The 26,620-nt window shown below is 64.0% G+C and carries 24 protein-coding genes and 1 tRNA gene; 15 read left to right on the plus strand and 10 right to left on the minus strand.

The genetic code is table 11. The features are described from left to right. Positions 1-325: 325 nt before the first annotated feature. From V6766_RS19515 to galE, 3 genes are read left to right on the plus strand one after another with little or no spacing between them, the layout of a single operon-like run. Complete coding sequence (locus tag V6766_RS19515) at positions 326-1,483, plus strand: galactokinase (protein ID WP_448469290.1); 1,158 nt, start codon at positions 326-328, stop codon at positions 1,481-1,483. An 8-nt stretch (positions 1,484-1,491) separates the two neighbouring features. Beyond that, positions 1,492-2,529, plus strand: coding sequence for a UDP-glucose--hexose-1-phosphate uridylyltransferase (locus V6766_RS19520; protein WP_448469292.1), 1,038 nt, complete (start codon positions 1,492-1,494; stop codon positions 2,527-2,529). Positions 2,530-2,579: 50 nt separating this feature from the next. Next, complete coding sequence (galE, locus tag V6766_RS19525) at positions 2,580-3,572, plus strand: UDP-glucose 4-epimerase GalE (RefSeq protein WP_448469294.1); 993 nt, start codon at positions 2,580-2,582, stop codon at positions 3,570-3,572. A 252-nt stretch (positions 3,573-3,824) separates the two neighbouring features. On the opposite strand, the gene V6766_RS19530 is transcribed toward galE, so the two are convergent. Continuing rightward, entirely contained in the window at positions 3,825-4,991 is a 1,167-nt protein-coding gene (locus V6766_RS19530; protein ID WP_448469296.1) for a pyridoxal phosphate-dependent aminotransferase, read from the minus strand. Positions 4,992-5,174: 183 nt separating this feature from the next. Between V6766_RS19530 and V6766_RS19535 the strand changes: the two genes are divergently transcribed. Continuing rightward, on the plus strand, positions 5,175-8,678 hold the full coding sequence (locus V6766_RS19535; protein ID WP_448469298.1) for a PAS-domain containing protein: 3,504 nt from the start codon (positions 5,175-5,177) through the stop codon (positions 8,676-8,678). A 16-nt stretch (positions 8,679-8,694) separates the two neighbouring features. On the opposite strand, the gene V6766_RS19540 is transcribed toward V6766_RS19535, so the two are convergent. Continuing rightward, on the minus strand, positions 8,695-9,747 hold the full coding sequence (locus tag V6766_RS19540) for a DUF475 domain-containing protein (RefSeq protein WP_448469300.1): 1,053 nt from the start codon (positions 9,745-9,747) through the stop codon (positions 8,695-8,697). A gap of 337 nt (positions 9,748-10,084) precedes the next feature. Here V6766_RS19540 and V6766_RS19545 point away from each other — a divergent pair, with 337 nt between their 5' ends. The 3 genes from V6766_RS19545 (at position 10,085) to V6766_RS19555 (ending at position 12,061) form a co-directional block, all read left to right on the plus strand. Continuing rightward, the gene (locus V6766_RS19545) at positions 10,085-10,543 is read left to right on the plus strand and encodes a DUF4126 family protein (RefSeq protein WP_448469302.1); all 459 of its coding nucleotides are present in this window, start codon (positions 10,085-10,087) and stop codon (positions 10,541-10,543) included. After that, positions 10,540-11,916, plus strand: a complete 1,377-nt coding sequence (locus tag V6766_RS19550; protein WP_448469304.1) for an FAD-containing oxidoreductase — start codon at positions 10,540-10,542, stop codon at positions 11,914-11,916. The genes V6766_RS19545 and V6766_RS19550 overlap by 4 nt, the downstream gene beginning before the upstream one ends. Before the next feature lie 71 nt (positions 11,917-11,987). Continuing rightward, positions 11,988-12,061 (plus strand) — tRNA-Gly (locus V6766_RS19555). 8 nt (positions 12,062-12,069) lie between these two features. On the opposite strand, the gene V6766_RS19560 is transcribed toward V6766_RS19555, so the two are convergent. From V6766_RS19560 to V6766_RS19575, 4 genes are all read right to left on the minus strand, one after another. Beyond that, entirely contained in the window at positions 12,070-13,947 is a 1,878-nt protein-coding gene (locus V6766_RS19560; protein ID WP_448469306.1) for a glycosyltransferase family 2 protein, read from the minus strand. Positions 13,948-14,160: 213 nt separating this feature from the next. Then, the gene (locus tag V6766_RS19565) at positions 14,161-14,577 is read right to left on the minus strand and encodes a tellurite resistance TerB family protein (protein WP_448469308.1); all 417 of its coding nucleotides are present in this window, start codon (positions 14,575-14,577) and stop codon (positions 14,161-14,163) included. 23 nt (positions 14,578-14,600) lie between these two features. Next, positions 14,601-15,275 (minus strand): S24 family peptidase, encoded by a 675-nt coding sequence (locus V6766_RS19570; RefSeq protein ID WP_230720398.1) that lies wholly within the window; start codon positions 15,273-15,275, stop codon positions 14,601-14,603. 95 nt (positions 15,276-15,370) lie between these two features. Beyond that, positions 15,371-16,018, minus strand: coding sequence for a response regulator (locus V6766_RS19575; protein ID WP_230720397.1), 648 nt, complete (start codon positions 16,016-16,018; stop codon positions 15,371-15,373). Between the two features lie 255 nt (positions 16,019-16,273). On the opposite strand from V6766_RS19575, the gene V6766_RS19580 reads away from it, so the two are divergent. Together V6766_RS19580 and V6766_RS19585 are read left to right on the plus strand one after the other, a co-directional pair. Beyond that, positions 16,274-16,621, plus strand: coding sequence for a DUF952 domain-containing protein (locus V6766_RS19580; RefSeq protein ID WP_448469338.1), 348 nt, complete (start codon positions 16,274-16,276; stop codon positions 16,619-16,621). After that, positions 16,621-17,703, plus strand: a complete 1,083-nt coding sequence (locus tag V6766_RS19585) for a quinone-dependent dihydroorotate dehydrogenase (RefSeq protein ID WP_448469310.1) — start codon at positions 16,621-16,623, stop codon at positions 17,701-17,703. The genes V6766_RS19580 and V6766_RS19585 overlap by 1 nt, the downstream gene beginning before the upstream one ends. On the opposite strand, the gene V6766_RS19590 is transcribed toward V6766_RS19585, so the two are convergent. Together V6766_RS19590 and V6766_RS19595 are read right to left on the minus strand one after the other, a co-directional pair. Beyond that, entirely contained in the window at positions 17,693-18,184 is a 492-nt protein-coding gene (locus V6766_RS19590) for a CAP domain-containing protein (RefSeq protein WP_448469312.1), read from the minus strand. The genes V6766_RS19585 and V6766_RS19590 overlap by 11 nt on opposite strands. Next, positions 18,181-18,447 (minus strand): DUF6460 domain-containing protein, encoded by a 267-nt coding sequence (locus V6766_RS19595; protein ID WP_448469314.1) that lies wholly within the window; start codon positions 18,445-18,447, stop codon positions 18,181-18,183. Before V6766_RS19595 ends, V6766_RS19590 begins: the two co-directional genes overlap by 4 nt. 132 nt (positions 18,448-18,579) lie before the next feature. On the opposite strand from V6766_RS19595, the gene V6766_RS19600 reads away from it, so the two are divergent. The 6 genes from V6766_RS19600 (at position 18,580) to V6766_RS19625 (ending at position 24,813) form a co-directional block, all read left to right on the plus strand. Next, positions 18,580-19,527, plus strand: a complete 948-nt coding sequence (locus tag V6766_RS19600) for a methyltransferase (RefSeq protein WP_448469316.1) — start codon at positions 18,580-18,582, stop codon at positions 19,525-19,527. An 88-nt stretch (positions 19,528-19,615) separates the two neighbouring features. Then, positions 19,616-19,921, plus strand: a complete 306-nt coding sequence (locus tag V6766_RS19605; RefSeq protein ID WP_448469318.1) for an XRE family transcriptional regulator — start codon at positions 19,616-19,618, stop codon at positions 19,919-19,921. Between the two features lie 87 nt (positions 19,922-20,008). Beyond that, on the plus strand, positions 20,009-20,644 hold the full coding sequence (locus tag V6766_RS19610; RefSeq protein ID WP_448469320.1) for a YitT family protein: 636 nt from the start codon (positions 20,009-20,011) through the stop codon (positions 20,642-20,644). A 52-nt stretch (positions 20,645-20,696) separates the two neighbouring features. Beyond that, positions 20,697-23,225, plus strand: a complete 2,529-nt coding sequence (locus V6766_RS19615; protein ID WP_448469322.1) for a ligase-associated DNA damage response DEXH box helicase — start codon at positions 20,697-20,699, stop codon at positions 23,223-23,225. Then, entirely contained in the window at positions 23,222-23,929 is a 708-nt protein-coding gene (gene pdeM, locus V6766_RS19620; RefSeq protein ID WP_448469324.1) for a ligase-associated DNA damage response endonuclease PdeM, read from the plus strand. Before V6766_RS19615 ends, pdeM begins: the two co-directional genes overlap by 4 nt. After that, positions 23,929-24,813 carry a phosphotransferase gene (locus tag V6766_RS19625; protein ID WP_448469326.1) on the plus strand — a complete coding sequence of 295 codons (885 nt, stop codon included), beginning with the start codon at positions 23,929-23,931 and terminating at the stop codon, positions 24,811-24,813. Before pdeM ends, V6766_RS19625 begins: the two co-directional genes overlap by 1 nt. Positions 24,814-24,815: 2 nt before the next feature. Here the strand turns inward: V6766_RS19625 and V6766_RS19630 are convergent, their stop codons facing one another. After that, positions 24,816-25,592 (minus strand): TIGR02186 family protein, encoded by a 777-nt coding sequence (locus V6766_RS19630; protein ID WP_448469328.1) that lies wholly within the window; start codon positions 25,590-25,592, stop codon positions 24,816-24,818. Further along, on the minus strand, positions 25,589-26,515 hold the full coding sequence (locus V6766_RS19635; RefSeq protein ID WP_448426778.1) for a sulfite exporter TauE/SafE family protein: 927 nt from the start codon (positions 26,513-26,515) through the stop codon (positions 25,589-25,591). The genes V6766_RS19630 and V6766_RS19635 overlap by 4 nt, the downstream gene beginning before the upstream one ends. Between the last annotated feature and the right edge of the window lie 105 nt (positions 26,516-26,620).

Raw genomic sequence — 26,620 nt, forward strand, 5'->3', positions numbered from 1 at the left:
CCGCACCTCGTGCCTGGGGCATGCTCGGACTTTATCCGAGCATGCAGATGGCTTAAGCATCTGAATTTTATAATATTTATGGCGACCCCTTGCCGGGCGTCCTGGATCCTCGGGTCCAGCCCGAGGATGACCCCAAATGTGGGAGACGTTTGTGAGCAGACTGGTTCACTCGGTCGTGCCAAGCGTCGCGGCCGCCAGAACGCGGCCGACGGCGGGCTGCCTGCACATCGCCGCAAACGGCTCTGATCTCCGCGAACGCACCGCATCTTGACGCGGCCGGGTTTTCTACCCCAAATGCACCCGGCATGAATTGGGAGGATTTCGAATGCCTGCGATTGACTTGCTGCGCGCGCGGTTTCTTGAACATTTTGATGGCGAGCCGCAGTTCTTTCGCGCGCCGGGGCGAGTCAATCTGATCGGCGAGCATACCGATTACAATGACGGCTTCGTGATGCCGGCGGCGCTTGAATACGAGGCGCAGGCCGCGGCGGCTGCCCGCCCCGACCGGGTGATCCGCATTCACTCCCTCAACAATGGCAAGTCCGCCGAAATCGATCTCGACGGCGGGAAACCCGAACCGCGCGGCGACTGGACCGATTATGCCTTTGGCGTCGCGGTCATGCTGGAGGCATCGGGGGTGAGGCTCTCCGGCGCCGATATCGTGGTTTCCTCCTCGGTGCCGGTCGGCGCGGGGCTCTCGTCCTCGGCGGCGCTCGAGGTGGTGGTCGGCTATGCCCTGCTTTCGCTGGCGGGTCGCGAGGTCGATACGGTCGAGCTTGCGAAGATTTGCCAGAAGGCGGAAAACGAGTTCGTCGGCATGCGCTGCGGCATCATGGATCAGTTCATCTCCTGCAACGGCGTGGTCGATCACGCGCTGATGATCGATTGCCGCTCGCTTGCAAGCCGGCCCGTTCCGATCGATCCGAGGGCGCGGATCGTGGTCGCCAATTCCATGGTGCATCACGCGCTGGCCGATGGCGAGTACAACAAGCGCCGCCAGTCCTGCGAGGAGGGGGTAAGGCTGCTCCGTCCGGCGCTCGGCGAAATCCGGGCGCTGAGAGACGTCAGTTTCGAGGACCTCGAGGAGAACCGCGATTTCCTGCCGGACCTCACCTATCGCCGCTGCCGCCATATCGTCACCGAGAACGAGCGCGTTCTGCAGGCGGCCGATGCCTTGCAGAATTCCGATCTCGACACTTTCGGGCGGCTGATGAACGCCTCGCATGTTTCCATGCGCGACGATTACGAAATTTCCTGCGAGGAGGTCGATAGCCTCGTCGATATCGCCCAGGCGCAGACCGGCGTTTATGGCGCGCGCATGACTGGCGGCGGCTTCGGCGGCTCGGTGGTGGCGCTGGTGGAAAGCGGCGCGGTGGAAAGCTTCATCGCCAATGTCCGCTCCGCCTATCAGGATGCCACCGGGCACAAATCGGAAATCTTTGCCTGTGCGCCGAAAAATGGCGTGGGGCCCCTTACGGATTGAGCGTAGACATGAGCACATTCACCGATCATCCGCACCGTCGCTACAATCCGCTTGCCGGCGAGTGGGTGCTGGTATCGCCGCATCGTTCCAAGCGCCCCTGGCAGGGACAGGTGGAGGATGCCGAGGTGCCGGACATGCCGGCGCATGATCCGGACTGCTATCTCTGCGCCGGCAATACCCGCATCAACGGGGCGAAAAACCCCGATTACACGCACACCTTCGTGTTCGACAACGATTTCGCCGCCCTGACCGAAGATGCGCCCGCCGAGAGCTTTCGCGACGGGTTGTTGATGGCGGAGGGCGAGAGCGGCATCTGCCGGGTGATCTGCTTTTCGCCCCGCCACGACCTGACGCTTGCCCGCATGGCCGTTGATGATATCGCACGGGTTGTCGATGCCTGGGTGGAGCAGTATCTTGAACTCGGCGCACGACCGGATATCGGCCACGTTCAGATATTCGAAAACCGGGGCGCGATGATGGGCTGTTCCAACCCCCATCCCCACGGCCAGATCTGGGCAAGCCGCAACCTGCCGAATGCCGCCGCGAAAGAGACCGAAACCCAGCGCGCCTATTACGATCAGCACGGCACGCCGCTGCTGATGGCCTATCTCGCGCAGGAACGCGGGCTCGGCGAGCGCATCCTGTTTGAAAATGACGGCTTCGTCGTGCTGGTGCCCTATTGGGCGGTCTGGCCATTCGAAACCATGGTGCTGCCGAAACGCCATATCCGCTCGATGGAGGAAATGGAGGCGGGCGAGCGGGTGCAGCTTGCCGAGGCGCTGTCCAAGGTCACGATCCGCTACGACAATCTGTTCGCCACCTCGTTTCCCTATTCGATGGGCTTTCACCAGCGTCCGACCGATGGCGCGGCCCATGAGGAATGGGTGATGCATGCCCATTTCTATCCGCCGCTGCTGCGGTCGGCCACGGTGAAGAAATTCATGGTCGGCTTCGAACTGCTCGGCACGCCGCAGCGCGACCTGACCCCGGAACAGGCGGCCGACCGGTTGCGCGGCCTGTCCGATATCCATTATCTCGCTGGCTGAGCCACGCATGAAGGAACCTGCCGGAGCATTGGCGGGCAAGGGAGAACAAAATGACCATTCTCGTTACCGGCGGCGCCGGTTATGTCGGATCCCACATGGCCTACGCGCTGGTCGATCGCGGCGAGAAGGTGGTGGTGCTGGACGATCTGTCCACCGGTCACGGCGAACTGGTGCCGGAGGCGGCGAAGCTCGTCAAGGGCGATATCGCCGACTCCAAACTGGTCAGCCGGCTGATCGCCGATGAGGGCATCAATGCGATCGCGCATTTCGCCGGTTCGATCGTGGTTTCGGATTCGGTCGCCGACCCGCTGACCTATTACGAAAACAACACCGTCAAATCCCGCGCGCTGATCGAAACGGCGGTCGCCGCCAAGGTCGAGGCGTTTCTGTTTTCCTCGACCGCCGCCGTCTATGGCGAGCCCGGCGCGGACCTTCTGGACGAGGAGCAGAACCTGCAGCCGGTTTCGCCCTATGGCTGGTCGAAGCTGATGACCGAGGTGATGCTGCGCGATAGCGCGGCCGCCTACGGCCTCAAATATGCGGCGCTGCGCTATTTCAACGTCGCCGGCGCCGACCCTGAAGGCCGCACCGGCGAGACCCGCGAGCATGCCACTCACCTGATCGAGATCGCCGCCCAGGCGGCAACCGGCCGGCGCAACCGCATGGAGGTGTTCGGCACGGACTACCCGACGCCGGACGGCACCTGCCTGCGCGATTATATCCACGTCACCGATCTGATCGATGCTCATGTGAAGGCGCTGATGCACCTGCTGAACGGCGGCGAGAATTTCGTCGCCAATTGCGGCTACGGCCATGGCTTTTCGGTGCTGCAGGTGGTCGACGCGATCAAGCGCGTCTCCGGCGTCGACTTCCGCGTCGACATGTCCGACCGCCGCCCCGGCGACCCGCCGGCGCTGGTCGCCGACAGCGTCCGCGTGCGCGAAATCCTCGGCTGGGAACCGCAATATGACGACCTCGACACGATCGTGAAACACGCTCTGGCGTGGGAGGATCAACTGGTGAAGGGGCGGGTGAAGCTGTAGGGGCGAAGTCCCTCTGTTTTTCGTTCTCGCGAGTAAAGCGACAGCCTCGGCCTCCGCCGCATAGCCCCCCAATCTTCTCTCCCGCTGGCGGGAGAGATGCCCCGACAGGGGCAGTGAGGGTGGCGCAGCATTTCAAGTCGCGAGGGCGTTCGCGGTGATAGACTCCCCCCTCACTGTCGCTTTCGCGACATCTCTCCCCTCCGGGGCGAGAAGATTGGGGGGCTATGCGGCCAATTCTGTGCCGCCGCCCCCTCAAAGCTTCGCAATATAATCCGCAAGCCGGTCGGCTGCCTCGGCCAACTGGCCCCCGTTGCGCAGGAAGCAGGCGCGCAAAAACGGGTCGCTTGCATTGCCGAAGGCGGAGCCCGGGGCGAGGCCGACGCCGGTCTTGTCGACGATATCGAGCGCGGCCTTTCGGCTGTCGGTGATGCCGTCGATCTTCAGATAGGCATAGATCGCGCCGGCGGGTTTCAGCGTCTCGACCCGGTTGGTCTGAAGCAGCCGATCGCAGAAGATGTCGCGGCCGGCCGTTGCCCGGGCAATGTTCTCGGCGACGAAATCGTCGCCATCCGTCACCGCCGCAACGGCCCCGCGCTGCATGAACTGGGCGACGCCCGAGGTGGTGTACTGCACAAGGTTCTCGATCGCGTCGCCAAGCTCCGGCGGAGCGACGATCCAGCCGACGCGCCAGCCGGTCATCGACCAGTTCTTGGAGAAGGAATTGGCGAACACCACCCGGTCGCCCTCTTCGATGATGTCGAGGAAGGAGGCGGCGCGGCCGCCGGCATAGTGATAGAGCGCGTAGATCTCGTCGGCCAGAATCCAGATGCCGTGGCGGCGCGACAGGTCGAGCAGAGCCTTGAGGTCGTCGAGGCTTGCCGTCCACCCGGTGGGATTGGCAGGCGTGTTAACGAAGATCATCGTGGTCTTCGGCGTGATCGCGCGCTCCACCTCTTCGATATCGAGCGACCACCGGCCATCGGCGAAGGTCAGCGGCACGCCGACCTTGCTGGCGCCGGAAACGCCGAGTGCTGCCGCGATATTGGGCCAGCACGGCGTGAAATAGATCGCCTCGTCGCCGACATCGGTCAGCGCCTCGACCATCAGCTTGATCGCGTGCATGCCCGAGCCGGTGACATAGATGTGCTCCGGCGAGAGCCGGGCCTTGAAATGGCGGGCGTAATAATCGGCGATCGCGCTTCTGAGCTCGGGAATGCCGCGCTGATAGGTGTAGAAGGTCTCGCCATTGTCGAGCGCGGCCTTGGCGGCGTCGCTGATGAAGGCGGGCGTCGGCAGGTCGCCTTCGCCGGCCCAGAGCGGCAGCAGATTGTCGCGGCCGCGGGCGTGATTGATGATCTCGACGATGCCGCTTTCCGGGGCTTCGAGGGCACGGCGGCTGAGGTTTTCGGTAAGGCGCATGCGGGTCTCCTGTCGCACCAGTCTTAAAATGGCGCAGGTGGTGAATGCCATGAATTTTAAGCTTTGATCAATTGATTCTTTTGATGGGTGTGCTGCGACAGTCGCATTTGAAAATCTCGGGCCTTGGCATATCGTGAGGGCTGCGGCCGGGAGCGCCGCAATGGGAAACGGGAGAATGCGCGGATGTTGCCCGGCTGGCTGATATTGTTGTCGGCGCTGCTTTACATCCTGCTGCTGTTTGCCGTCGCCAGTTTCGGCGACCGGCAGGCCAAGCGGCAGATGCGGCCGCGCGACGGGCGCAATATGGTCTATGCGCTCTCGCTCGCGGTCTACTGCACCTCCTGGACCTACTTCGGCGGAGTCGGGCTGGCGTCAACGCGCGGGCTGGAATTTCTCGGTATCTATATCGGTCCCATTCTGGTGTTCACCGTCGGCATGCCGGTGGTGCGGCGGATCGTGGCGCTGGCAAAGGCGGAAAAGCTGACCTCGGTCGCAGATTTCCTCGCCGCCCGCTACGGCAAGAACCCGATCGTCGCCGCCCTTGTGGCGATCATTTCGCTCGCCGCGGCGATCCCCTACATCGCGCTGCAATTGAAGGCGGTCTCGGATTCGGTCTCGGTCATGGTCGGCGGCGAAACCGGATTCCTGTCAGCGGGCGCTGCCTATGGCGTCGGCCTGCCGCTCGCCGTCACGCTGGCGCTTGCAAGCTTCGCCATCGTGTTCGGCACCCGCCACACCGATGCCACGGAGCATCAGGACGGCCTGATCCTGGCGATCGCGATGGAATCCGTGATCAAGCTGGTGGCCTTCGCCTCGGTCGGTCTGTTCGCGCTGTTCATTCTGTTCGATGGACCCGCCGACCTTCTGACCCAGGCGCGTGAAAACGCGGTGACGGCCGCAGCCCTCAGCTATGAGACGCCGATCAGCCGCTGGATCTTGCTGACCGGACTTTCGGCCTGTGCCATCCTGCTTCTGCCGCGCCAGTTCCACGTCACCGTTGTCGAAAACCGCTCTGAAGGCGAGTTGAACCTCGCCCGCTTCCTGTTTCCGCTCTATCTGATCGCGATCAACCTTCTGGTGCTGCCGGTCGCCATCGGCGGGGCGATGACGCTCGGCCCCGGCGCCGACCCCGATCTCTACGTGCTGCAGCTGCCGATCGCCGCCGGCCAGCGGTTGATTTCGCTGATCGCGTTTCTCGGCGGCTTTTCGGCCGCCACCGCCATGGTCATCGTTGCCTCCGTGGCGCTGGCGATCATGCTGTCGAACGATATCGTCAACCCCATCTTCCTCAGACGTCGGATGATGTCGGGCGAGGGCCGGCGGCATGATTTCTACGCGCTGCTGCTCAATGTCCGCCGCGCCTCGATCCTCGGCGTCATGCTGCTCGGCTATGCCTATTATCGCCATATCGACAGCGATCGCGGCCTGTTTTCGATCGGGCTGCTGGCATTCGCGGCGATCGCGCAGGTCGCGCCGGCGCTGTTCATCGGGCTCGTCTGGCGCAACGCCAATGCGCGCGGCGCGATCGTCGGCCTGTCGCTCGGCTTCGTTACCTGGGTCTATCTGCTGTTCGTGCCGAGCCTCGGCGGGCCGGATCAATCCGCCGTCGCCGGCGTGGTGATGAATTTCCTGATCCCCGGCACCGGTCTGTTCACCGGCCCGGACGCCGATATCCTGCTCAACGTCACCTGCCTGTCGCTGCTGGTCAATATCGCGGGCCTCGTGATCGGCTCGCTCAGCCGCCCGGCCCGGCCGCTGGAGCGCATCCAGTCCGGCATTTTCGTCAAGCGCCAGGCGCGCTGGCAGTCGACCGCGCGCGGCATCGGCACCGGCGTGTCCGTCGGCGTGCTGCGCGAGACGCTGAAAGGCTATCTCGGGGCGGAAAGAACGGCGCGGTCGTTCGCCACGTTCGAGCGGACGGCCGGTCGCAGGATGGCCGATGACGAGCAGGCCGATATGGCGCTCATCCATTTCTCCGAGCAGTTGCTGGGCACGGCCATCGGCTCGTCCTCGGCGCGGCTGGTGCTGTCGCTGGTGTTGCAACGCGCCGAGGCGGCCTCCGGCGATGCCGCCTTCCTGCTCGATCAGGCAAGCGAGGCGCTGCAGTATAATCAGGGCCTGCTGCAGACCGCGCTTTCGCAGATGGATGAGGGGATCGCCGTCTTCGACGCCGCCAACCGGCTCACCGTCTGGAACAAGCGGTTCCGCGCGCTGCTCGACCTTCCGGAAGAGGTCGGCCAGGTCGGCTATCCGCTGATCAACATCATCGGCCGGCTGTCCTCGCGCGGCGATCTGACCGGCGATGAGGCGAAGGAGGCCTTGCGCAAGCTGCGCGCCCACGAAACCGCCTTCCCGATGGTGCTGGAAAGCGGCAAGCGGATCATCGAGGTGCAGTCGCGCGCCATGCCCGATGCCGGCATGGTCGTGACCTTCACCGACATCACCCGGCGCGTCGAGGCCGATCTCGCGCTCAAGCAGGCCAATGAAACGCTGGAGCAACGCGTTGCAGCCCGCACCGCCGAACTCACCGAGGTCAACAAGGCGCTGCGGCTGGCGCGGGCGGCGGCCGACGAGGCCAATATCGGCAAGACCCGGTTCTTCTCCGCCGCCGGCCACGATATTCTCCAGCCGCTCAACGCCGCCCGGCTCTATGCCACAGCGCTCGGCGAACGGCTGCCGGCCGAAAGTGAGGTCCGCGGTTTTTCCGACAAGATCGATTCCGCCCTGCAATCGGTCGAGGATATTCTCGGCGCCGTGCTCGACATCTCGCGGCTCGATGCCGGCGCGATGAAGCCGCATTTTACCACCGTCAATCTCGGCGACACGCTGAAGCGGGTCGAAACCGATTTCAGGCCCCTTGCCGATGAAAAGGGCCTCGAACTGGTGGTGGTGCCGTCCTCGCTCAAGGTGCGCTCGGATGCGCAGGCGCTGAGACGTCTGGTGCAGAACCTCGTGTCCAACGCGATCAAATATACGGTCAGCGGCAAGGTGCTGGTCGGCGCCAGGCGGAGGGGCGATCACGCAGTGATCGAGGTGCACGACACCGGCATCGGCATTCCCGCCGAAAAGGCCGAAAGCGTGTTCAAGGAGTTCACGCGGCTGGATGAGGGCGCGCGCGCGGCGCAGGGGCTGGGGCTTGGCCTGTCGATCGTCGACCGGCTGGCGCGCATGCTCGAACACCCGGTGACGATGGCGTCGGCGCCGGGGGAGGGGACGGTGTTTCGCCTCTCCGTTCCGTTGGCCGAGGCCGGCGTTGAAAGCGGCCAGCCTGCGGCGAAACCGGCCGGCAAGCTGCCCGGCCACGCGATCGCCGGGCTCAAGGTGCTGTGCATCGACAATGAGGAGGCGATCCTGGAGGGCATGCGGGTGCTGCTCGGCGGCTGGGGCGCCGATGTGCACGTCGCGCGTGGCCAACAGGAAGCCCGCGCGCTCGATATCGTCCCCGACGTGATCATCGCCGACTATCATCTCGACAATGGGGCAAGCGGTGTCGATGCGGTAACGATCCTGCGCGAACACTACCAGCGCCATATCCCGGCGCTGTTGATCACCGCCGACCGGACCCAGGAGGTGCGCGATCTGGCCGAGGAAGAGGACATCGCCGTCCAGCACAAGCCGCTCAAGCCCGCGCTGGTGCGCGCCTTCCTCAACCAGATCGCGATCTTCCACAAGGCGGCCGCCGAATAGAGCGCCGGTCCGGCCGTCAAAGCGTCTCGGCGAGTTCCTGCAGCTTGCGCCACCGGATCGAGGACCACAGCGAAAGCGCAATCAGGCCCGCGCCCACAAGCCCGGTGATCGCCTCGGGAATGTGCAGCAGCGTCTGGGCATACATGATCACCGCCAGCACCAGAATGGCGTAGAACGCGCCATGCTCCAGGAAGCGGAAATGCGACAGCGTCTGGCGATCGACCAGCATGATGGTCAGCGAGCGCACATACATCGCGCCGATGCCGAGACCGATCGCGATCACCAGCAGGTTCTTGGTCAGCGCGAAGGCGCCGATGACGCCGTCGAAGGAGAAGCTGGCATCGAGCACCTCGAGATAGATGAAGGCGCCGAGGCCGCCCTGGGCCGCAGCCTTTGCAGTCTGCGTCTGGGTCGCATCGATCAGGCCGCTGAAGACCTCGATCGCCAGATAGGTCAAAAGGCCGTAGATCGCGGCATAGAAGAACTCCTCCGCCCGTGCATCCTCCACCAGCGTGGAGAAGATGAGGACCAGCACCAGCGCAATCCCGGTTTCGATGCCCTTGACCGCGGCGAGCCTCGCCATCGGTTTTTCGAGCGGCGCGAACCAGTGCACGTCCTTTTCATGGTCGAAGAAGTAGGAAAGCCCGACCATCAGCAGAAAGGTGCCGCCGAAGGCCGCGATCGACAGATGGGCGTCATGCATGATCGCGGCATAGGCTTTCGGCTCGGCGAAGGCGAGGTGAATGGCGGCAAGCGGCCCGATCTTGGCGGCAAGCACCACGATCACCAGCGGGAATACCAGTCGCATGCCGAAAACGGCGATCAGGATGCCCCAGGTGAGAAAGCGCCGCTGCCATGCGTGGCTCATGGTCTTGAGCTTGTTGGCGTTGACGACGGCATTGTCGAAGGACAGCGAGATCTCCAGCACCGCAAGCACGGCGGTGATGAACAGGAAGGCAAGCGCGCCGCTTATGCCGAAGCTGAAATAGCCGTAAAGCGTGCTGGCCGCGAGCCCGGCCAGGGTGACGATAAAGGCCCATTTGAAATAGGAAAGGGTGGAGGCTCTCATGGACGCGCCTCCGGCAAGGAGGCTGCGTTGAGAAAATTGGCGAAAGCGCGCATGCGCATACGCTGCGCGCGCGCACAAAAGATCGGATACTGAAGCATGGTAACCATGTCCGCCGGCTAATTTGCGGGCGGTACCGACATCACGAGAGCGCCGTCAAACTCTCGCCAGAGGGGCCCGGCACCGGGTTCGTCGCGGCTCCTCCAGGATGCGCCGGACTGCACCAGACTTAGCCGCAAAATCGCTGACGTCAAGTGCCGCGTTGCCCTCGCTTTTCACATTGCGGCCCGACCGCGCCGTGGTAAATTGACAAATCACAACCGGGTTGGGAGTTGGCGGCATGCTTTATCTTCTGGCGTTGTTCATCGGTATTGTTGCGGGACTAAGGGCGATGACGGCGCCGGCTGCTATCAGCTGGGCCGCCTGGCTGGGCATCCTTGATCTTTCCGGCTCATGGCTCTCCTTTCTGGCCTCGCCCTGGGCCGTCGGCATATTGAGCGTGCTGGCGCTCGTCGAACTCGTCACCGACCAGCTTCCCTCCACGCCAAGCCGCAAGGTGCCGCCGCAATTCGGCGCGCGCATCGTCATGGGCGCGGTCTGCGGCGCGGCGATCGGATTGGCCTCGGGCTTCTGGATCGCGGGCCTCGTGCTTGGCGTTGCCGGCGCGGTGGTCGGCACGCTCGGCGGTGCAGCCGTCCGGCAGCGGCTCGCGGAGCGTTTCGGCCGCGACCGGCCTGCCGCCCTGATCGAGGATGCGGTTGCCATTCTCGCCGCAGCCTCTATCGTGTGGAGCCTATGAGGATATACGACGCCATCATCATCGGAGCAGGGCAGGCGGGGCCGCCGCTTGCGGCGCGTTTTGCCGCCGAAGGCCGGAAAGTCGCGCTGATCGAGCGTCATCAGGTCGGCGGCACCTGCGTCAACACCGGCTGCACGCCGACCAAAACCATGGTTGCCAGCGCCCGCGCCGCCCATGTGGCAAGGGTTGCGGCTGATTTCGGCGTGGATATCGGTGGCTCCGTCAGCGTTGATATGAAGCGGGTCCAGGCGCGCACGGCCGAGATCGCCGGGGCCTCGCGCTCTGGCCTTGAAAGCTGGCTTACGGGCCTCGACAATGTCACGCTGCTGCGCGGCCATGCCCGATTCGAAGGTCCCGACCGGGTCGCGATCGGCGATGAGACGCTGACCGCGCCGAAGATCTTCATCAATGTCGGCGGCCGGCCGACGGTCCCGGATATCGAGGGTCTCTCCGAAATTCCGTATCTCACCAACACCGACATGGTGAACCTTGACCGTCTGCCTGAGCACCTGCTGGTGCTGGGCGGCAGCTATATCGGGCTGGAATTCGCCCAGATGTTTGCCCGGTTCGGCGCAAAGGTAACGGTGGTGGAGCGCGGCGCGCATCTGATCGGCCGCGAGGACCCGGAGGTCAGCGAGGCGGTGCGCGGCTTCCTGGAGGATGAACGTATCACGGTGATGACCGGCGCGGAGTGCATCCGCGTCGAGCGGCGCGGCGACGGCATCGTCATGCATGCCGATTGCGACGGCGAGACCCGGACGGCCGCAGGATCGGACCTGCTGGTGGCGCTCGGCCGCAAGCCCAACACCGACGATCTCGGTCTCGACAAGGCGGGCGTCGCCACCGATGACCGGGGCTTCGTGACTGTCGGTCCCGGTCTTGAGACCAGCCAGCCCGGCATTTTCGCGCTCGGCGATTGCAATGGCCGCGGGGCCTTCACCCACACGTCCTATAATGACTACGAGATCGTCGCCGCCAATCTTTTCGATGGCGAAAGGCGCTCGGTCGACGATCGCGTCGCCGGTTATGCGCTTTACACCGATCCGCCGCTCGGCCACGCCGGGATGAGCGAGACGGAAGCGAAAAGGGCCGGCTACAATGTCGCCGTCAGCAGCCGGCCGATGACCAACGTCTCCCGCGCGAAGGAAAAGGGCGAGACGGCGGGGCTGATGAAGCTCATCGCCGATGCCGATAGCGGCAAGCTTCTCGGCGGCGCCATTCTCGGCCCCGGCGGAGATGAGGCGATCCACGCCGTCCTGAACCTGATCAACATGGGCGCTGTGGCCAAAGACCTGCAATGGGCGGTGCCCATCCATCCCACGGTCTCGGAGCTGTTGCCGACGCTTGCCGGCGGGCTGCAGCCGGTTCGCTGAACCCTCGCTTTTTCAGCTTGCCGCCGGTGCGCAGGCAGTGGTATGGAACGGCTTCCGACGCGATCGGACGGGCGGGTATGATGTAATGGTAGCCTGTCAGCTTCCCAAGCTGAACGCGCGGGTTCGATTCCCGCTACCCGCTCCAGGGTCTCTTCACTTTTCCGCTGGCTTGTGCTCGGTTTTGCGCCACAGATAGGGCGCGTGGTAGAGTTCCACGAATGCCTTCCAGGCCGAAAACGACAGCATCAGCCAGTAGAGCGGCAGCCAAAGGGCGCTTGCGCGCATGCTGACCATTTCTCCCTTGCGCATTTTCGACACGCCCAGCCGCAGGAATATCCAGTAGCTGGCGATAATGTTGATCAGGTCTATGCCGGTCAGGATCTGCTGAAGCGGCCCCGGGTCGGAAACCGGGTGGAGCAACAGCCATCCGGTCGTCAGCACCGACACGAACAGGAGCGGGTGCAACAGCGATGACAGGATCATCCCGCCGGTATTGGACAGGAAAACGGCAAAGCCGAGCAGACCCAGCTCGTCGCGCAGCCGCCCCGGCTCCCTGAGCGCCACCAGCGCCGTCTGCAGCCAGCCCTTGAGCCAGCGCGATCGCTGGGCAATCCAGGGCCGGATCGCCGTCGGCGCGTCCTCCAGCGTCTCCGCGGTGATGACCCCGCAATAATAGCCGAGCCGGTGCATTCGAAGGCCCAGATCGGCATCCTCGGCGACATTGTAGGGATCCCAGCCGCGGCAGGCGCGTAGCGCCTGAATGCGAAAATGGTTGGAGGTGCCGCCGAGCGGTATCGGAAACCGGTGAAGAGCGAGAAACGGCAGAATGCCGCGGAAAAGACCGGCATATTCGCAGGCGTAAAGCCCCGTGATCCAGTTTCTTCCGACATTGGAGATCGTCAGCGGCGCCTGAAGGCACGCAAGCTCACGCGGCGATTGCCGGAACGTGTTCCAGGCTTCGCGCAACTGGTCGGGATGCGGCCGGTCCTCGGCATCATAGATCACCACGAACCGGCCCCTGGCGCCGCAGAGCGCGTAGTTGAGCGCATTCGGCTTGGTCCGGGGGCCGCCGGCGGGCACGACCACAAGCTCGAATTGCGACGGCAGCCGGGCCCGCGCTATGGCGTTGATGGTTTCCGCGTCATCCGCCTCGCAGACCAGCTTGATATCGAGCTTGGAGGCCGGCCAGTTGATGCGTTGCATACTCTCCGTCAATTGCGCGATCATCCCGGCCTCGCGATAGAGCGGGATCAGGACGGTGTAGACCGGCAGGTCCGGCGGCTCGGTGTTAGGTTTTGGAGCGTGCGCCCGGGGTCTCGCCCGCACCGCGGCGATACGGAGGAGCAGGGCGAACATGTAGAGCGTCGTGAATGCGATATGGGCAAGCAGCAGGGTCTCGGCGGGAAAGAACAAGAGACCGGCAATCAGCGTCGCCGCGCCGCCACCGAGCAGGAAGCCCTGTTTGCCCCAGAACACGATCCGCGCGGAAAAGCGCGGCTCCCAGACCATGAGGTCGTTGACGGCGTTGGTGAGCCGCCGGCCTTCGCCGGTCTTCCAGACCGCCGCGCGCACGGCTTCCGGTGTCGTGATGATGACGCAGCGCCTGATTTCGGGCCGCGACGCCAGACGGAGATGAAGATCAGCAAGATCGCCGACGGTGGGGACCACGGCGAAACGGCGCTCGGCCTCTCCGCTGTCGAGCCTGAGGCCGCGCGGGTCGGCCAGGAGGCGGTCGATCCCGGGGCGGTCCGTGACGCAATCCGGATCGATGTGGCTTACGAATGGCAGCACGAGATAGCGGGCGAGCCTCCTGTAATAGTCGTCCGAAGCGACCGCGCCGCTGAAAAGAAGCTCCTTTTCGATCGTGGTATTGTTGGCGAGCGCGGCCTTGATCCCATCCTCGATGACGGTTTCGTCAAAGCCGAGGCGACGTAACATCTGGCGCTCCTTCCAGATCGCTTTCGGGAGCGAACGCAGGGCAGCAGAGGCGCGATCCGGCGTGCGGATAACGGCCTGCTTGAACACGGACATGATACCCCTCTTTACCGCGCGCCCATTTTATTTTTTCTTACTAGTAAAGACTCAAGGTAACGGAAAAGACAAGCTGGAAATGTTGCTTTGTGGTGATGTCGGAATGCGCCGTTCAACCATGTGTCCGGCACTAGGTCGGGAGTATAGGTCCGCGAAATACTTTAGGTATATCTAATCAAGCGAAGTTGATAATTAGAACCGGCGAAAGCCGCCTCAAACGGTGCGGTACCGAGCAATCGCGCCGCGTTCGATCGCCGCGCAGGTCAGCTTGTCCAGGTGGAGTCGGTCGCGGAGGAGCTGCAGCAGGCGGATTTCCTCGGCGCGGATAACCTGATCGACGGACATGATCTCGACGGCCAGCGCATAGGCCGTGTCGTAGAGCTGCTTGGGCAGCGTGTCGCGGATGATTTCCAGCGCGATATCCATGCCCTCCGGCCCGGACACGATCCCGGCGCAGTCATGGGCGATGCGGGTGAGGTCGTTTTCGTCGAACCCGTCGAATACCGGCAGCGAGCGGGTGATATGGCCGATCCGCGCCATTTCCGTGTCGCTCATCGCGCTGTCGACGGCGGAGGCCATCACCATCACATAAATCAGCGCGTCGTAATGGGTAAGCTCGGATCGGGACATGGGGTCTCTCTCGGTCTTGGAAATTACTGGCTGGCCCAGAGAATGCGGGCAATCCATTCTATGTCTGAAAGGTCGAAGACGATATTGGCATGGGCCGGGTTGATCGACATCAGTTCGATCTGGCGGGTGGTGCGGCGCACCAGAACCTTGGCCAGAACCTCGCCCTCGCGGGTGCGCACCACCACGCGGTCGCCCTTGCGGGTCTCGGCATTGGCCTCCACGATCAGCACGTCGCCGTCGCGGTAAAGCGGCATCATGCTGTCGCCCTGCACTTCGAGGGCGTAGATCCCCTGGGCGCTGCGGGAGGGAACGGGAAAGTCGACCTCGTCCCATCCCTGGCCGACCGGATAGCCGCCATCATCGAAGAAGCCGCCGGCGCCGGCGCGCGCCAGGCCGAGAAGCGGGATTGTCGAAGGCTGCGGCGGGAAGCTGCCGATCGGACCCGGAACGCCGCCGACAGCCGCCGGGCTGTCGTTGACGAACTCCGTCATCGATGTGTTGGTGGCCGCCAGTATCTTGGCGAAGGATTCCATCGACGGCCAGCGTTCCCGGCCGTCCGGCGCGCGCCGCTTCGACTTGTTGAAGGTGGTCGGATCGAGCCCGGCCTTGCGCGCGAGGCCCGACGGGGTGAGCTTGTGGCGCGCGGCAAGCCGGTCGATCGCGCTCCAGATCTCGCTATGGGTGAGCTTTTCAAACATCGCCGTCGGGTCGGTTGATATCCACTTAACCTATAGCTTAACGGATATCGCAGCGTAAAGACGGACAGGAATAAAATCCTGTCTTTTACATGTCATCACGCAACCATCGCCATATTGACCTTGCCGAGCTGGATGACGGCCTGGGTCCGGCTGTCGACATTGAGCTTCAGCAGGATCGCGGAGACATGCGCCTTGACGGTTGCCTCCGAGACGCCGAGCTCATAGGCGATCTGCTTGTTCAACAGCCCCTCGCACAGCATTCTGAGCACACGCGACTGCTGGGGCGTCAGCGTCTGCAGCCGCTGCAGCATGTCGGCGATATCGGGATCGCTTTCCTCGCCGCCGCCATAGTTTTCCGGGGTGTAGACCTCGCCCGCGAGCACCTTGCGGATGCCGTTGCGCAATTCGTCGATCCCGACCGATTTCGAGATGAAGCCGGAGGCGCCGAGCGCGAGCGAGCGGCGAATGGTGTCGTCGTCGTCGCTGCCGGAGATCACCACGATCGGAAGGCTGGAGAATTCGGAGCGCAGCGTGATCAGGCCTGACAATCCGCTCACCCCCGGCATGGCGAGATCGAGCAGAAGCAGTTCGGCTTCCGGGTTGTCGCGCGCGGCCTGTTGGGCGCTTTCGAAATCGCCCGCCTCGACCACGGCATAGGGCGTCGCCATGCCGCCGATCGCCTGTTTCAGCGCGCTGCGGAACAGCGGGTGGTCGTCCGCGATCAGAATGGTTTGTCCGGTCATTCCTGGCCTCCTCCCAAAGGCAGTTTCACAACCCTTAACATTCGACCTCGCGCTGCTGCAACTGTTTGACGGCACAACAATGGTGGTCCTGCTATTTATGATCGCCGCCATGCCCCATTAGCAACCCAAAAAAGCGCATAATGCCGTCAAATACGCGATTTCCCCTTGCTTTCGGCCGCCGAGACCGCGTGGCGATGGACATTTGCGCCACTCTTTGCCAAACCCGGTGCCGGACAGCAAAGCGACGGGACGGATATGAACCAGCAACCGATTTACAAGATCGTTTCCGAGGACGAATGGCAGGCGGCCCGGTCCGCCGGCGTCTTCAGGGGCGCGGCGGTCGATCTCGCGGATGGTTTCATCCACTTCTCGACCGCCGATCAGGTGGAAGAGACTGCCGCGCGGCATTTCGCCGGTCAGGCGGGTCTGCTGCTGGTCGCTGTCGATCCCGCGGCGCTGGGTGACGCTCTGGAATATGAGCCGTCGCGCGGCGGGGCGCTATTTCCCCATCTCTATAGCGATCTGTCTTTCGATGCCGTTCTGTGGGAGAAGCCGCTGCCCATCCAACGCGACGGCCGTCACGATTTTTCGGGATTGCTTTGATGATCGACCTCTACCGTTGCGGCGGTCGCCGCGCCGCCTTCGCGCTTGATCCCGAGCTTGCCCACGGCCTGACGCTGAAGGCGATCCGCACCGGTCTCCTGCCCGGCGCCCGCCATGCCGGGGACAGGAGCCTCGCGACCACGGTGGCCGGTCTCGCCTTCAAGAATCCGCTGGGTGTCGCCGCCGGGCTCGACAAGAATGGCGAGGCGCTCGACGGCCTGCTGAAGCTCGGCTTCGGCCATGCCGAGGCCGGCACGGTCACACCGCGCCCGCAGTCCGGCAACCCGAAGCCGCGACTGTTCCGACTGGTGAAGGATGAGGCGGTGATCAACCGTATGGGCTTCAACAATGACGGCCACGACGCGCTGGCAGCTCGCCTCGAGCGCCGGCGCGGTCCGGGCGTCATCGGGGTCAATATCGGGGCCAACAAGACCTCGGAAGACAGGATTGCCGATTATGTGGCCGGCATTGCCCGGTTTTCAGGGCTTGCCGACTATCTTACCGTCAATATTTCCTCGCCCAATACGCCGGGCCTGCGTGATCTGCAGGCGCGCGCGGAGCTTGCGCGGCTTCTCGGCAGGGTCGCCGAGGCGCGGGAAAAAGCTGCCCGCAAGGTGCCGGTGTTCCTGAAGATCGCGCCGGACCTGACGGAGGAAGGCCTCGATGATATCGTCGCTGAAGTGCTGGACAGCACGCTCGACGGCGTCATCGTGTCCAACACCACGCTGTCGCGCGCGGGTCTACGCGAAGCAAAGCTGGCCGGCGAGGCCGGCGGGCTATCCGGCGCGCCGCTGTTTGATCGCTCGACAGCACTTCTCGCCCGCATGCGCCAGCGCCTTGGGCCCGATCTTGCGCTCATCGGCGTCGGCGGCGTCAATTCCGGCGCGCGGGCGGTGGAGAAGATCCGCGCCGGCGCCGATCTGGTGCAGATCTATTCCGGCATGACCTATGAGGGGCCGCAACTGATCGAGGACAGCCTGACGGCCATCATCGCCGCCATGCACGAGGCCGGAGTCAATTCGCCGCGCGCGCTGCGCGACAGCGGCGTTGCGGAATGGGCGGCGAAACCGTTTACTGGCTAAGGCACATCGCCCAGAAGGGCTGGTTGCCGGAATTGGGGCTGACGGCGCGGGCGACGCCGACATGGGAATAATTTCCCAACATGTTCTTCAGATGCCCCGGCGAATTGACCCAGGCCTGGAAGGCGCGCTCCGGCGTGCGCTGCTGCATGGCGATGTTTTCAGCCGCAGGTAGCGGCAGGCCCATGCGCTTGAACCGGACAAGCACGCTTTCGCCGCCGGTGATGTGGTTCATCTTGTCGGCAAGCGCCATCCGGCTCGCCTGATCTATCGCCGCCTGCTCGCAGGCGCGCGAATAGGATAGCGCCGAAAGCCCACGGCTTTTGCGCAGATCGTTGACCCAGGGCAGGAAGGTGGACGTCATCGCCTCGCTGTCGACATCGCCGCGCGGAAGGCCGCTGCCGAAAAACGGACTGCAGGCGGAAACGCCGGCGGCGAGCGCGCCCAAAAGCAGGACGCGGCGGGTGGTGGCGATCTGTGTCAACGGCGATAGCTCAGAATGCGGATGATCAGGAAGACCGGCACGACGATGATCGCGCCCAGCACGAAATAATGGCCAACCTCGCCCAGTGCTGCAAAGCCGCGATTCCAGATGTTTCGCAGGAAATCGATGATACCGTAATAGATGTCGAGCGGATGGATGCCGAGCGCCGATAGGATGAAGCCGACGATCAGCGAGACCACCAGCAGCTTGACGATTGTGCCGACCACGCTGCCGCCGAGAAACCTGTTTATGTCGTTGCTCATGCCGCTCTCCTTTGTCGGGCTAGATAAAGAGGCTTTGCGGCGCATTCAAGATAAAAAGCGGTGATGCGATTCCGCTTGCTTTTCGTTTCGAAAAGCGACATTGGCGCTCAGTTCCCTACCGGTTTTCGAAACATGAGCGTTCTTTCCCTTTCCTCGGGCGACCTGATTGCAGATCGCCGCGCAGACTATGCCCGCATGCTGGACGAGGCCGGCGATCATGCCGCAGCGGCGGAAGTGATGGAGCAGGCTATGGCGCTTGTGCCGGACTGGCCGGCGGGCCTCGCCCTGCTTGCCGCCTATCGCGAGCATGCCGGCGATGTCGCGGCGGCGATCGAAACGCTGGAAAAGCTCGAGGGCGAGGATGACGACGACCTGTTCGCCGCAAGCCTGAAGCTTGCCGTTCTCGGCGCCGCCGAGCCGCCCGCCCATCCGCCCGGCCGCTATGTTGAGGCGCTGTTTGATTCCTATGCCGATCATTTCGACGCGGCGCTGACGGAGCGGCTCGATTACAATGCGCCGGAAAGGCTTGCAGCGCTTCTGGAAAAGAGCGAGGGCGCGGAACGGCGGTTTCAGCTCTGCGCCGACCTTGGCTGCGGAACCGGGCTTTCGGGCGCTGCCTTTTGCGCGCGGGTCGACCGTCTGGAAGGCTTCGACCTTTCGGCCAATATGCTGGCGAAGGCGGAGGAGAAGGCGGTCTACCAGCACCTTGCCCAGGCCGATCTTTTGCTTGCGCCGGAGGAAAGCGGTCTGTTTTCGCCGGAGCTTGCGCGCCACCGCGCCGATCTGGTCGTGGCCGCCGATGTGCTGATGTATCTCGGCGCGCTTGAAAGCCTGATGGCGAATGTCGCGGCCCTGGTTGCGCCCGGCGGCCTGTTCCTGTTTTCGGTTGAGGATGGCGGGGATGCCGAGGCCTATACCCTGCTGCCGTCGCTGCGCTACGCCCACGCCTTCGCCTATGTCGAGGGCCTGTTGTCGGAAGCCGGTTTCGCGCTGAAGCGCCATGAACGAGCGGCCTTGCGCAAGGATGCGGGCGAACCCGTTCCCGGCATCCTGTTTCTGGCGGTCAAACGGCTTCCCTGACGCCACCGATATTTCGGCGGGCGGAACCCCGGGACGGTCATACGCGTTTACCTCAAAATGTGTCCAACAGACCGAAAGGAGGCTGATCATGACCTTCACGCCTGAACTTTGCCATGCCGCGCGCATTCTCGCCCGGATCGACCGCCCGACGCTTTCCGCCGAAAGCGGGATCGCGGAGGATCGGATCGAGGCATTCGAGAACGGCGCCGCCGATCTGGGCGACAACTCGGTCGAGAAGCTGAAGATGACGCTGGAAGCGCTCGGCGTGATCTTCCTGCCCGAGGAGAAGGAGGGCGGCGTCGGTATACGGCTGAAATTCACCGGCAGCGAAACCCGTCGCATTCTCAATTGGGAAGGCGAGGGCGGCCGCGTCAATCAGGATGACGTGGTTTGACTGCCGATTTGACCCGCGCATTGATTTGAGCGATGGAACTATCGGGGCCGGTCCGGTCCCGATTTTTCATGTCCGGAGCCTGGAGCCTTGTCTGAAAACCGCTTTCTCGCCGGGATCGTCAGTTCGACCTCCGAAAGCCATTCGGCGCTGGAGGATGCGCAGGGCATTATTGCCGGCTCCATGCTCGCCTGCCTCGGCGTGATGGTGCTGAAGGCCGGCGGGCTCCTGACGGGCGGCACGGCGGGTCTCGCCTTTCTGCTGACCTATGCCACGAGGCTCGACTTCGGTATTTCCTTCTTCATCGTCAACCTGCCGTTCTATTATTTCGCCTGGAAGCGACTGGGGCTGAAATTCACCCTCAAGACCTTTCTCGCGGTGGCGCTCACCTCGGTTCTCACAGCAGTGGTGCCTGATTTCATCACGATCGGCGAGACCGATCCGCTGGTCGGCGCGCTGTTCGGCGGCGTTCTGGTGGGCGCGGCGCTCCTGATCCTGTTTCGCCATTCGGCAAGTCTTGGCGGTTTTGGCATTCTGGCGCTTTACCTGCAGGACCGGTTCGGCTGGAAGGCAGGCTATGTGCAACTGATGCTGGATGGCTGTGTGCTGCTCTTGTCCTTCTTCGTCGCGACGCCCTTCATCATCGCCTGCTCGGTCGCCGGCGCCGTGGTCATCAATCTGGTGCTTGCAATCAACCACCGGCGTGATCGCTATATCGCGATGTGAGCCGGTGAAATAACCGCTGGCCATCCTCGCCAATAATTGCCATTTTGCGCTCATGAACGAAACGGAAACATTGCCGGAGCGCTTTCGCCGCTGGTTCGCCGAGAACGGCTGGCAGCCGCGCCCGCATCAGCTTGAACTGCTGGCGCGCGCGGGCGCTGGCGAGGACATGCTGCTGATCGCACCCACCGGCGCGGGCAAGACGCTTGCCGGCTTCCTGCCGTCGCTTTCCGATCTCGACCGGCGTGGGCCGCAAAAGCCGGGGCTGAGGCCGCGCGGCGTCCACACGCTCTACATTTCGCCCTTGAAGGCGCTGGCCGTCGATATCGCGCGCAATCTTGAGCGCCCGGTGGTCGAGACCGGTCTTCCCATCACGATGGAGACCCGCACCGGGGATACGCCCCAGGCCAAGCGCCAGCGCCAGCGCCTGAAACCGCCGGATATCCTGCTGACGACGCCGGAACAGCTTGCGCTGCTGCTTGCCGGCAAGGATGCCGACCGCTTCTTCGAGGATTTGCGCTATGTGATCTTCGACGAGCTGCACTCGCTGGTCACCTCCAAACGCGGCCATCTGCTTTCGCTCGGGCTTGCGCGGCTTCGGGGGCTGCGGCCGGAGCTCACCGCTATCGGCCTCTCCGCCACCGTCTCCGACCCGATGGAGCTGCAGCGCTGGCTGGTGGCGCAGACGGGCGAGGTCGAGCCGCCCCATGCCGGGCTGATCACGGTGAAAGGCGGCGCGCGGCCGGAAATCACCATCCTGAAGGCCTCCGCGCGCATTCCATGGTCGGGCCATTCTGCCCGCTATGCCGCGCCCGATATCTACGAGGAACTGAAACGGCGGCGCATGACGCTGATCTTCGTCAACACCCGCTCGCAGGCCGAGATCGTGTTCCAGGAGCTTTGGGGCATCAATGACGACAACCTGCCGATCGCGCTGCATCACGGCTCGCTCGATGTCGGCCAGCGCCGCAAGGTGGAGGCGGCGATGGCGGCGGGAAAACTGCGCGCGGTCGTCGCCACCTCCACGCTCGACCTTGGCATCGACTGGGGCGATATCGACCTTGTGATGCATATCGGCGCGCCGAAGGGGGCGAGCCGGCTGGCACAGCGGATCGGCCGCGCCAACCACCGCATGGACGAGCCGAGCCGCGCCATTCTGGTGCCCGCCAACCGGTTCGAGGTGATGGAATGCCAGGCCGCGCTCGATGCCAATTATGTCGGCGCGCAGGATAGCCCGCCGATCGGCGAGGGCGCGCTCGATGTGCTGGCCCAGCATGTGCTCGGCATGGCCTGCGCCGAACCCTTCGAGATCGACATGCTTTTTGACGAGGTCCGCACCGCGCTGCCCTATACCGGGCTTGACCGCGAGACCTTCGCCCGCGTTGTCGATTTCGTCGCGACCGGCGGTTATGCGCTGCGCAGCTATGAGCGCTATGCCAAGATCCGGCAGACGGCGGACGGCACGTGGCGGATTTCCCATCCTGACGTCGCCCGTCAGTATCGCCTCAACCTCGGCACCATCGTCGAGATGCCAATGCTGAAGATCAGGCTTGTGCGCGCGGGCAAGCGCGGCGGGCCGCTGCGTGGCGGGCCCACGCTGGGGGAAGTCGAGGAGTATTTCATCGAGATGCTCAGACCCGGCGACACCTTCCTGTTTTCCGGCAAGGTGCTGCGCTTCGAGGGCATCCGCGAGAATGAATGCCTGGCCTCGGTCGCCTTCGATACCGACCCCAAAATCCCGGCCTATGCCGGCGGCAAGTTTCCGCTGTCGACCTACCTTGCAGACGGTGTGCGGGCGATGCTCGCCGATCCGGAACGCCGCAAGCCGCTGCCCGGCCCGGTGCGCGAGTGGCTTGCGCTGCAACAGCAGCACTCGCACCTGCCAGGCCGCGGCGAATTGCTGGTGGAGACCTTCCCGCTCGAAAACCGGTTCTACATGGTGGCCTATCCCTTCGAGGGACGGCTGGCGCACCAGACGCTTGGTATGCTTTTGACCCGGCGGCTGGAGCGCATGGGCGCGTCCCCCACCGGCTTCGTCTCGACCGACTATTCGCTGGCGATCTGGGGGCTGAAGGATATCGGGGCGATGCTGGCCGATGGTACGCTCGATCTCAAGGAGCTGTTCGACGAGGACATGCTCGGCGACGATCTCGAGGCCTGGCTTGACGAAAGCTATATGCTGAAGCGCACCTTCCGCGCCTGCGCCACAATCGCCGGCCTGATCGAGCGGCGCTATCCGGGCAAGGAGAAGACCGGCCGCCAGATGACGGTCTCCGCCGACCTGATTTATGACGTGCTCAGAAGCCACGAACCCGACCATATCCTGCTGCAGGCAACCCGTGCGGATGCGGCAGCTGGCTTGCTGGACATCGCTCGCCTTGGCACAATGCTGGAACGAATCAAGGGCCATCTCGTGCACTACCGGCTGGAGCGGGTCTCGCCGCTGGCAGTGCCGGTGCTCTTGGAAATCGGCCGCGAAAGCGTCAATGGTGGCGCCGGCGACGCCGTGCTTCAGGAAGCCGCCGATGAATTGGCGGCGGCACTTGAGGCGGCCGAGATGTTGCATGAAGAGGCAGGCGAATGAACGTGCAGGCGATCGAACGGGAAGGGCAGGCCGGCCGCGCGCGCCGGTTTTCGGGCCATGCCGTTCAATTCGATGCGTCCGGAGCGGCCTTCTTCCCCGAACTCGGCCTCCTCGTCGTCTCCGATCTCCATCTGGAGCGCGGGGCGGCCCATGCGCGCCGCGGCTTCTTCCTGCCGCCCTACGATACCGGCCGCACGCTTGCCGGGCTTGCGGCCGTAGTCGCCCGCTATCGCCCCGCCCGCGTGGTCTCGCTCGGCGACAATTTCCACGACCGCGTCGGCGCGCGCGAAATGCCGACGGAGACGCGGGAAAAGCTTTCGGCTCTTGCGGAAAGCTGCGACTGGGTGTGGATCAACGGCAATCACGATCCCGATGGCGTCGGCGGGCTTCCGGGGCGGGTGTTCGATGTCTGGGAATTCGAGGGACTGACTTTCTGTCATGAACCGGGCCGCAATGCCGGCGCGGAAATCTGCGGCCATCTCCACCCCTCCGCCGTGCTGCACCGACCGGGCAAATCCGTCCGCCGCCCGTGCTTTGCCGCTGACGAGACGCGGCTGATGCTACCGGCCTTCGCCACCACGCGTGGCGGGCTGGACCTGCGCCATCGCGCCTTTGCCGGATTGTTCAATCGAAAGCTGCTCAACGTCCACATGCTGGGCCCGGACAGGGTCTATTCGCTGCCCTTTGCAGCGCTTGGCTGCTGATGCACGCTGATGAAGTGCCCGTCAGCCTCCCGGCGGCGCGCGCGCTGATCTCCGCACAGTTTCCCCGGTATCGCGATCTGCCGGTGAGCCCGCTTGCGGGCGGGACGGACCATGCGATCTTTCGTGTCGGCCAAAACATCGCGGCGCGCTTTCCCAGGCGGCGGGAGGACGCCGAAGCGTGCCGCATCCGGCTTGAGGCCGAAGCGCGCGCGCTTGCCGAACTGGCTGCCTGTTGTCCGGTGCCCTGCCCGGAGCCGCTCGGCCTTGGCCGGCCGGGCGACGGCTATCCGATGTACTGGACGCTGCAGACATTTCTGCCGGGCGCGGTCGCGACGCCCGCGGGACTGGCCGGGTCCGACGGATTTGCCGATGATATCGCGCGATTGATCGCATCGCTCCGGCAGGCGGATACCAAAGGGCGGCGGTTTGACGGGCGCGGGCGGGGCGGCCGCCTGACGGATCACGATGCCTGGATTTCGACCTGCCTTGAAAACAGCCGCGGCCTGCTCGATGTCACGCGGCTTTCGGCCTTGTGGGAAAGATTGCGGCTGCTGCCGCCGGGCGGCCCGGACGTGATGAGCCATCGGGACCTGATCCCGGGCAATCTTCTAGTGAAGGGGGATCGGCTTGCGGGCGTGCTGGATGGCGGCGCCTTCGGGCCGGCCGATCCGTCGCTTGATCTGGTGGCCTGCTGGCATCTCTTCGATGCTCCGCGCCGGGTCCGGATCAGGCAGAGCCTCGGCTCGGACGAACTGGAGTGGCAAAGGGGCGCCGCCTGGGCGTTTGCTCAGGCAATCGGGCTCGTCTGGTATTACGAGGCGAGCAATCCCGGCATGGCGACGCTCGGCCGCAGCACGCTCGCCCGCCTTCTGGATGATTGCTGAGCTCAGCTCTTGCGGAAGATAACGCTGGCGAACCAGCCCGAAAACAGCGCGATGGCCACCGCGCCGAGGCCGTAGAACAGCGGATATTCGTGCGCGGCGACGGTGAGCCGGGCTTCGAGCCCGGTCTTCACGACCTTCAGCGGCAGGGTCTCGGTCGCGATCTGGCGACCGTTCTTGAACAGATAGGCTCTGACCGTGTGGGTGCCCTGGGGAATGTTCACCGAAAGCCTGAGGCTTGCGCGGAACAGGCTGTTCGACACGAAGGACACTCCGTCCGGCTCGCTGTCGTAGAGCGCGTCCGTGGCGTTCAGCCGCAGCATCGCCTCGCGGAAGGTCGCGACGTCGCTGGCATCGCCGAAATAGCCGACGGGCGAGATGCGAAGATGCGAAACGCCGATGCCGGCCGAATTCAGCGCCTGCGGCGTGGTTACCTCATCCAGCGGCCGCGTGCTCGAGATCGAGTAGGAGCGCGGCACGTGTTCGAAGGTCACCGTCTCGCGATTGACCCAGATGCCGAAGACGCGCTCCTTGCGGCGCACATCGGCCTCGGCCTTGGGGCCTTCCAGGATCACAACGATGTCGTAGGCGCCCTTGGAAAGCAGGATCGGATCGGCATCGTTGATCGCGCCGAACACTGTCAGGTCGGCGCCGGAGAAATCCGAGGTGATCGCGATCTGGTTGGTCGAGGTGCCGATTTCCAGCGTTTCCTGCTGCGGCACCTGGGCGAAGGCTGCTGCGGGCACAAGAAGCACGGCGAGGAGGAGGAGGTTGCGGATCATTGCGGCGCTCCCTCGAAGACGACTGAGAACACATCGCTCGGCGTGACGACCAGACCGAAGGCGAGGCGGACGCCGACGGCAAGGATAAGGATCGCCAGCAGCGCGCGCAACTGCTCTCCCTTGAGCTTCTGGCCGACGCGCACGCCATATTGCGCGCCGATAACGCTCGACAGCATCAGGATGGTGGCAAGCACGATGTCGACCGAATAGTTGGTGGTTGCCTGTATCACGGTGGTGTAGGCGGAGACGAAGATGATCTGGAACAGCGACGTGCCGACCACGATATTGGTCGGAATGCGCAGGAGATAGATCATCGCCGGCACCATGATGAAGCCGCCGCCGATACCGAGCGATGAGGTGAGCACGCCGATCATGCCGCCAAGCGTGAACACCGGGATGACGCTGAGATAGAGCTTGGATTTCTTGAAGCGCATCTTGAACGGCAGGCGATGCACCCAGTTGTGCTGGCCGGGCTTGCGCAGGGAGACGGATTGCTGCTTGGCGCTGCGGCGGATGGCGCGGATGCTTTCCACCAGCATCAGCCCGCCGATCGACGACAGCAGCACGACGTAGAGCAGCGAGATCACCAGATCGAGCTGGCCGAGATCGCGCAACAGCGAAAACAGCCAGATACCGACGGTCGCGCCGACAATACCGCCTGTCAGCAGCACCGTGCCGAGCTTCATGTCCAGCGTGCCGCGCCGGAAATGGGTGAGCGTGCCGGAGACCGAGGAGGCCACCACCTGGCTCGCGCCGGTTGCGACCGCCACCACGGGAGGAATCTGATAGAAAATCAAAAGCGGCGTGATCAGAAACCCGCCGCCGACGCCGAACATGCCCGATAAGAAACCCACTGCCGCGCCCATGCCGAGTATCACGAAAATATTGACCGAAAGTTCGGCAATCGGCAGGTAGATCGACACGCGTGTCCCCAATAGCATTTGGGCCGGATGTTGAATCCAGCCTTCTTAAGAATGCTTTCTTTCTGCGACTCAAAGCCCTGCAAGTCAATTCGCAAAGCCGTGATA

Source organism: Martelella sp. AMO21009 (assembly GCF_053484295.1).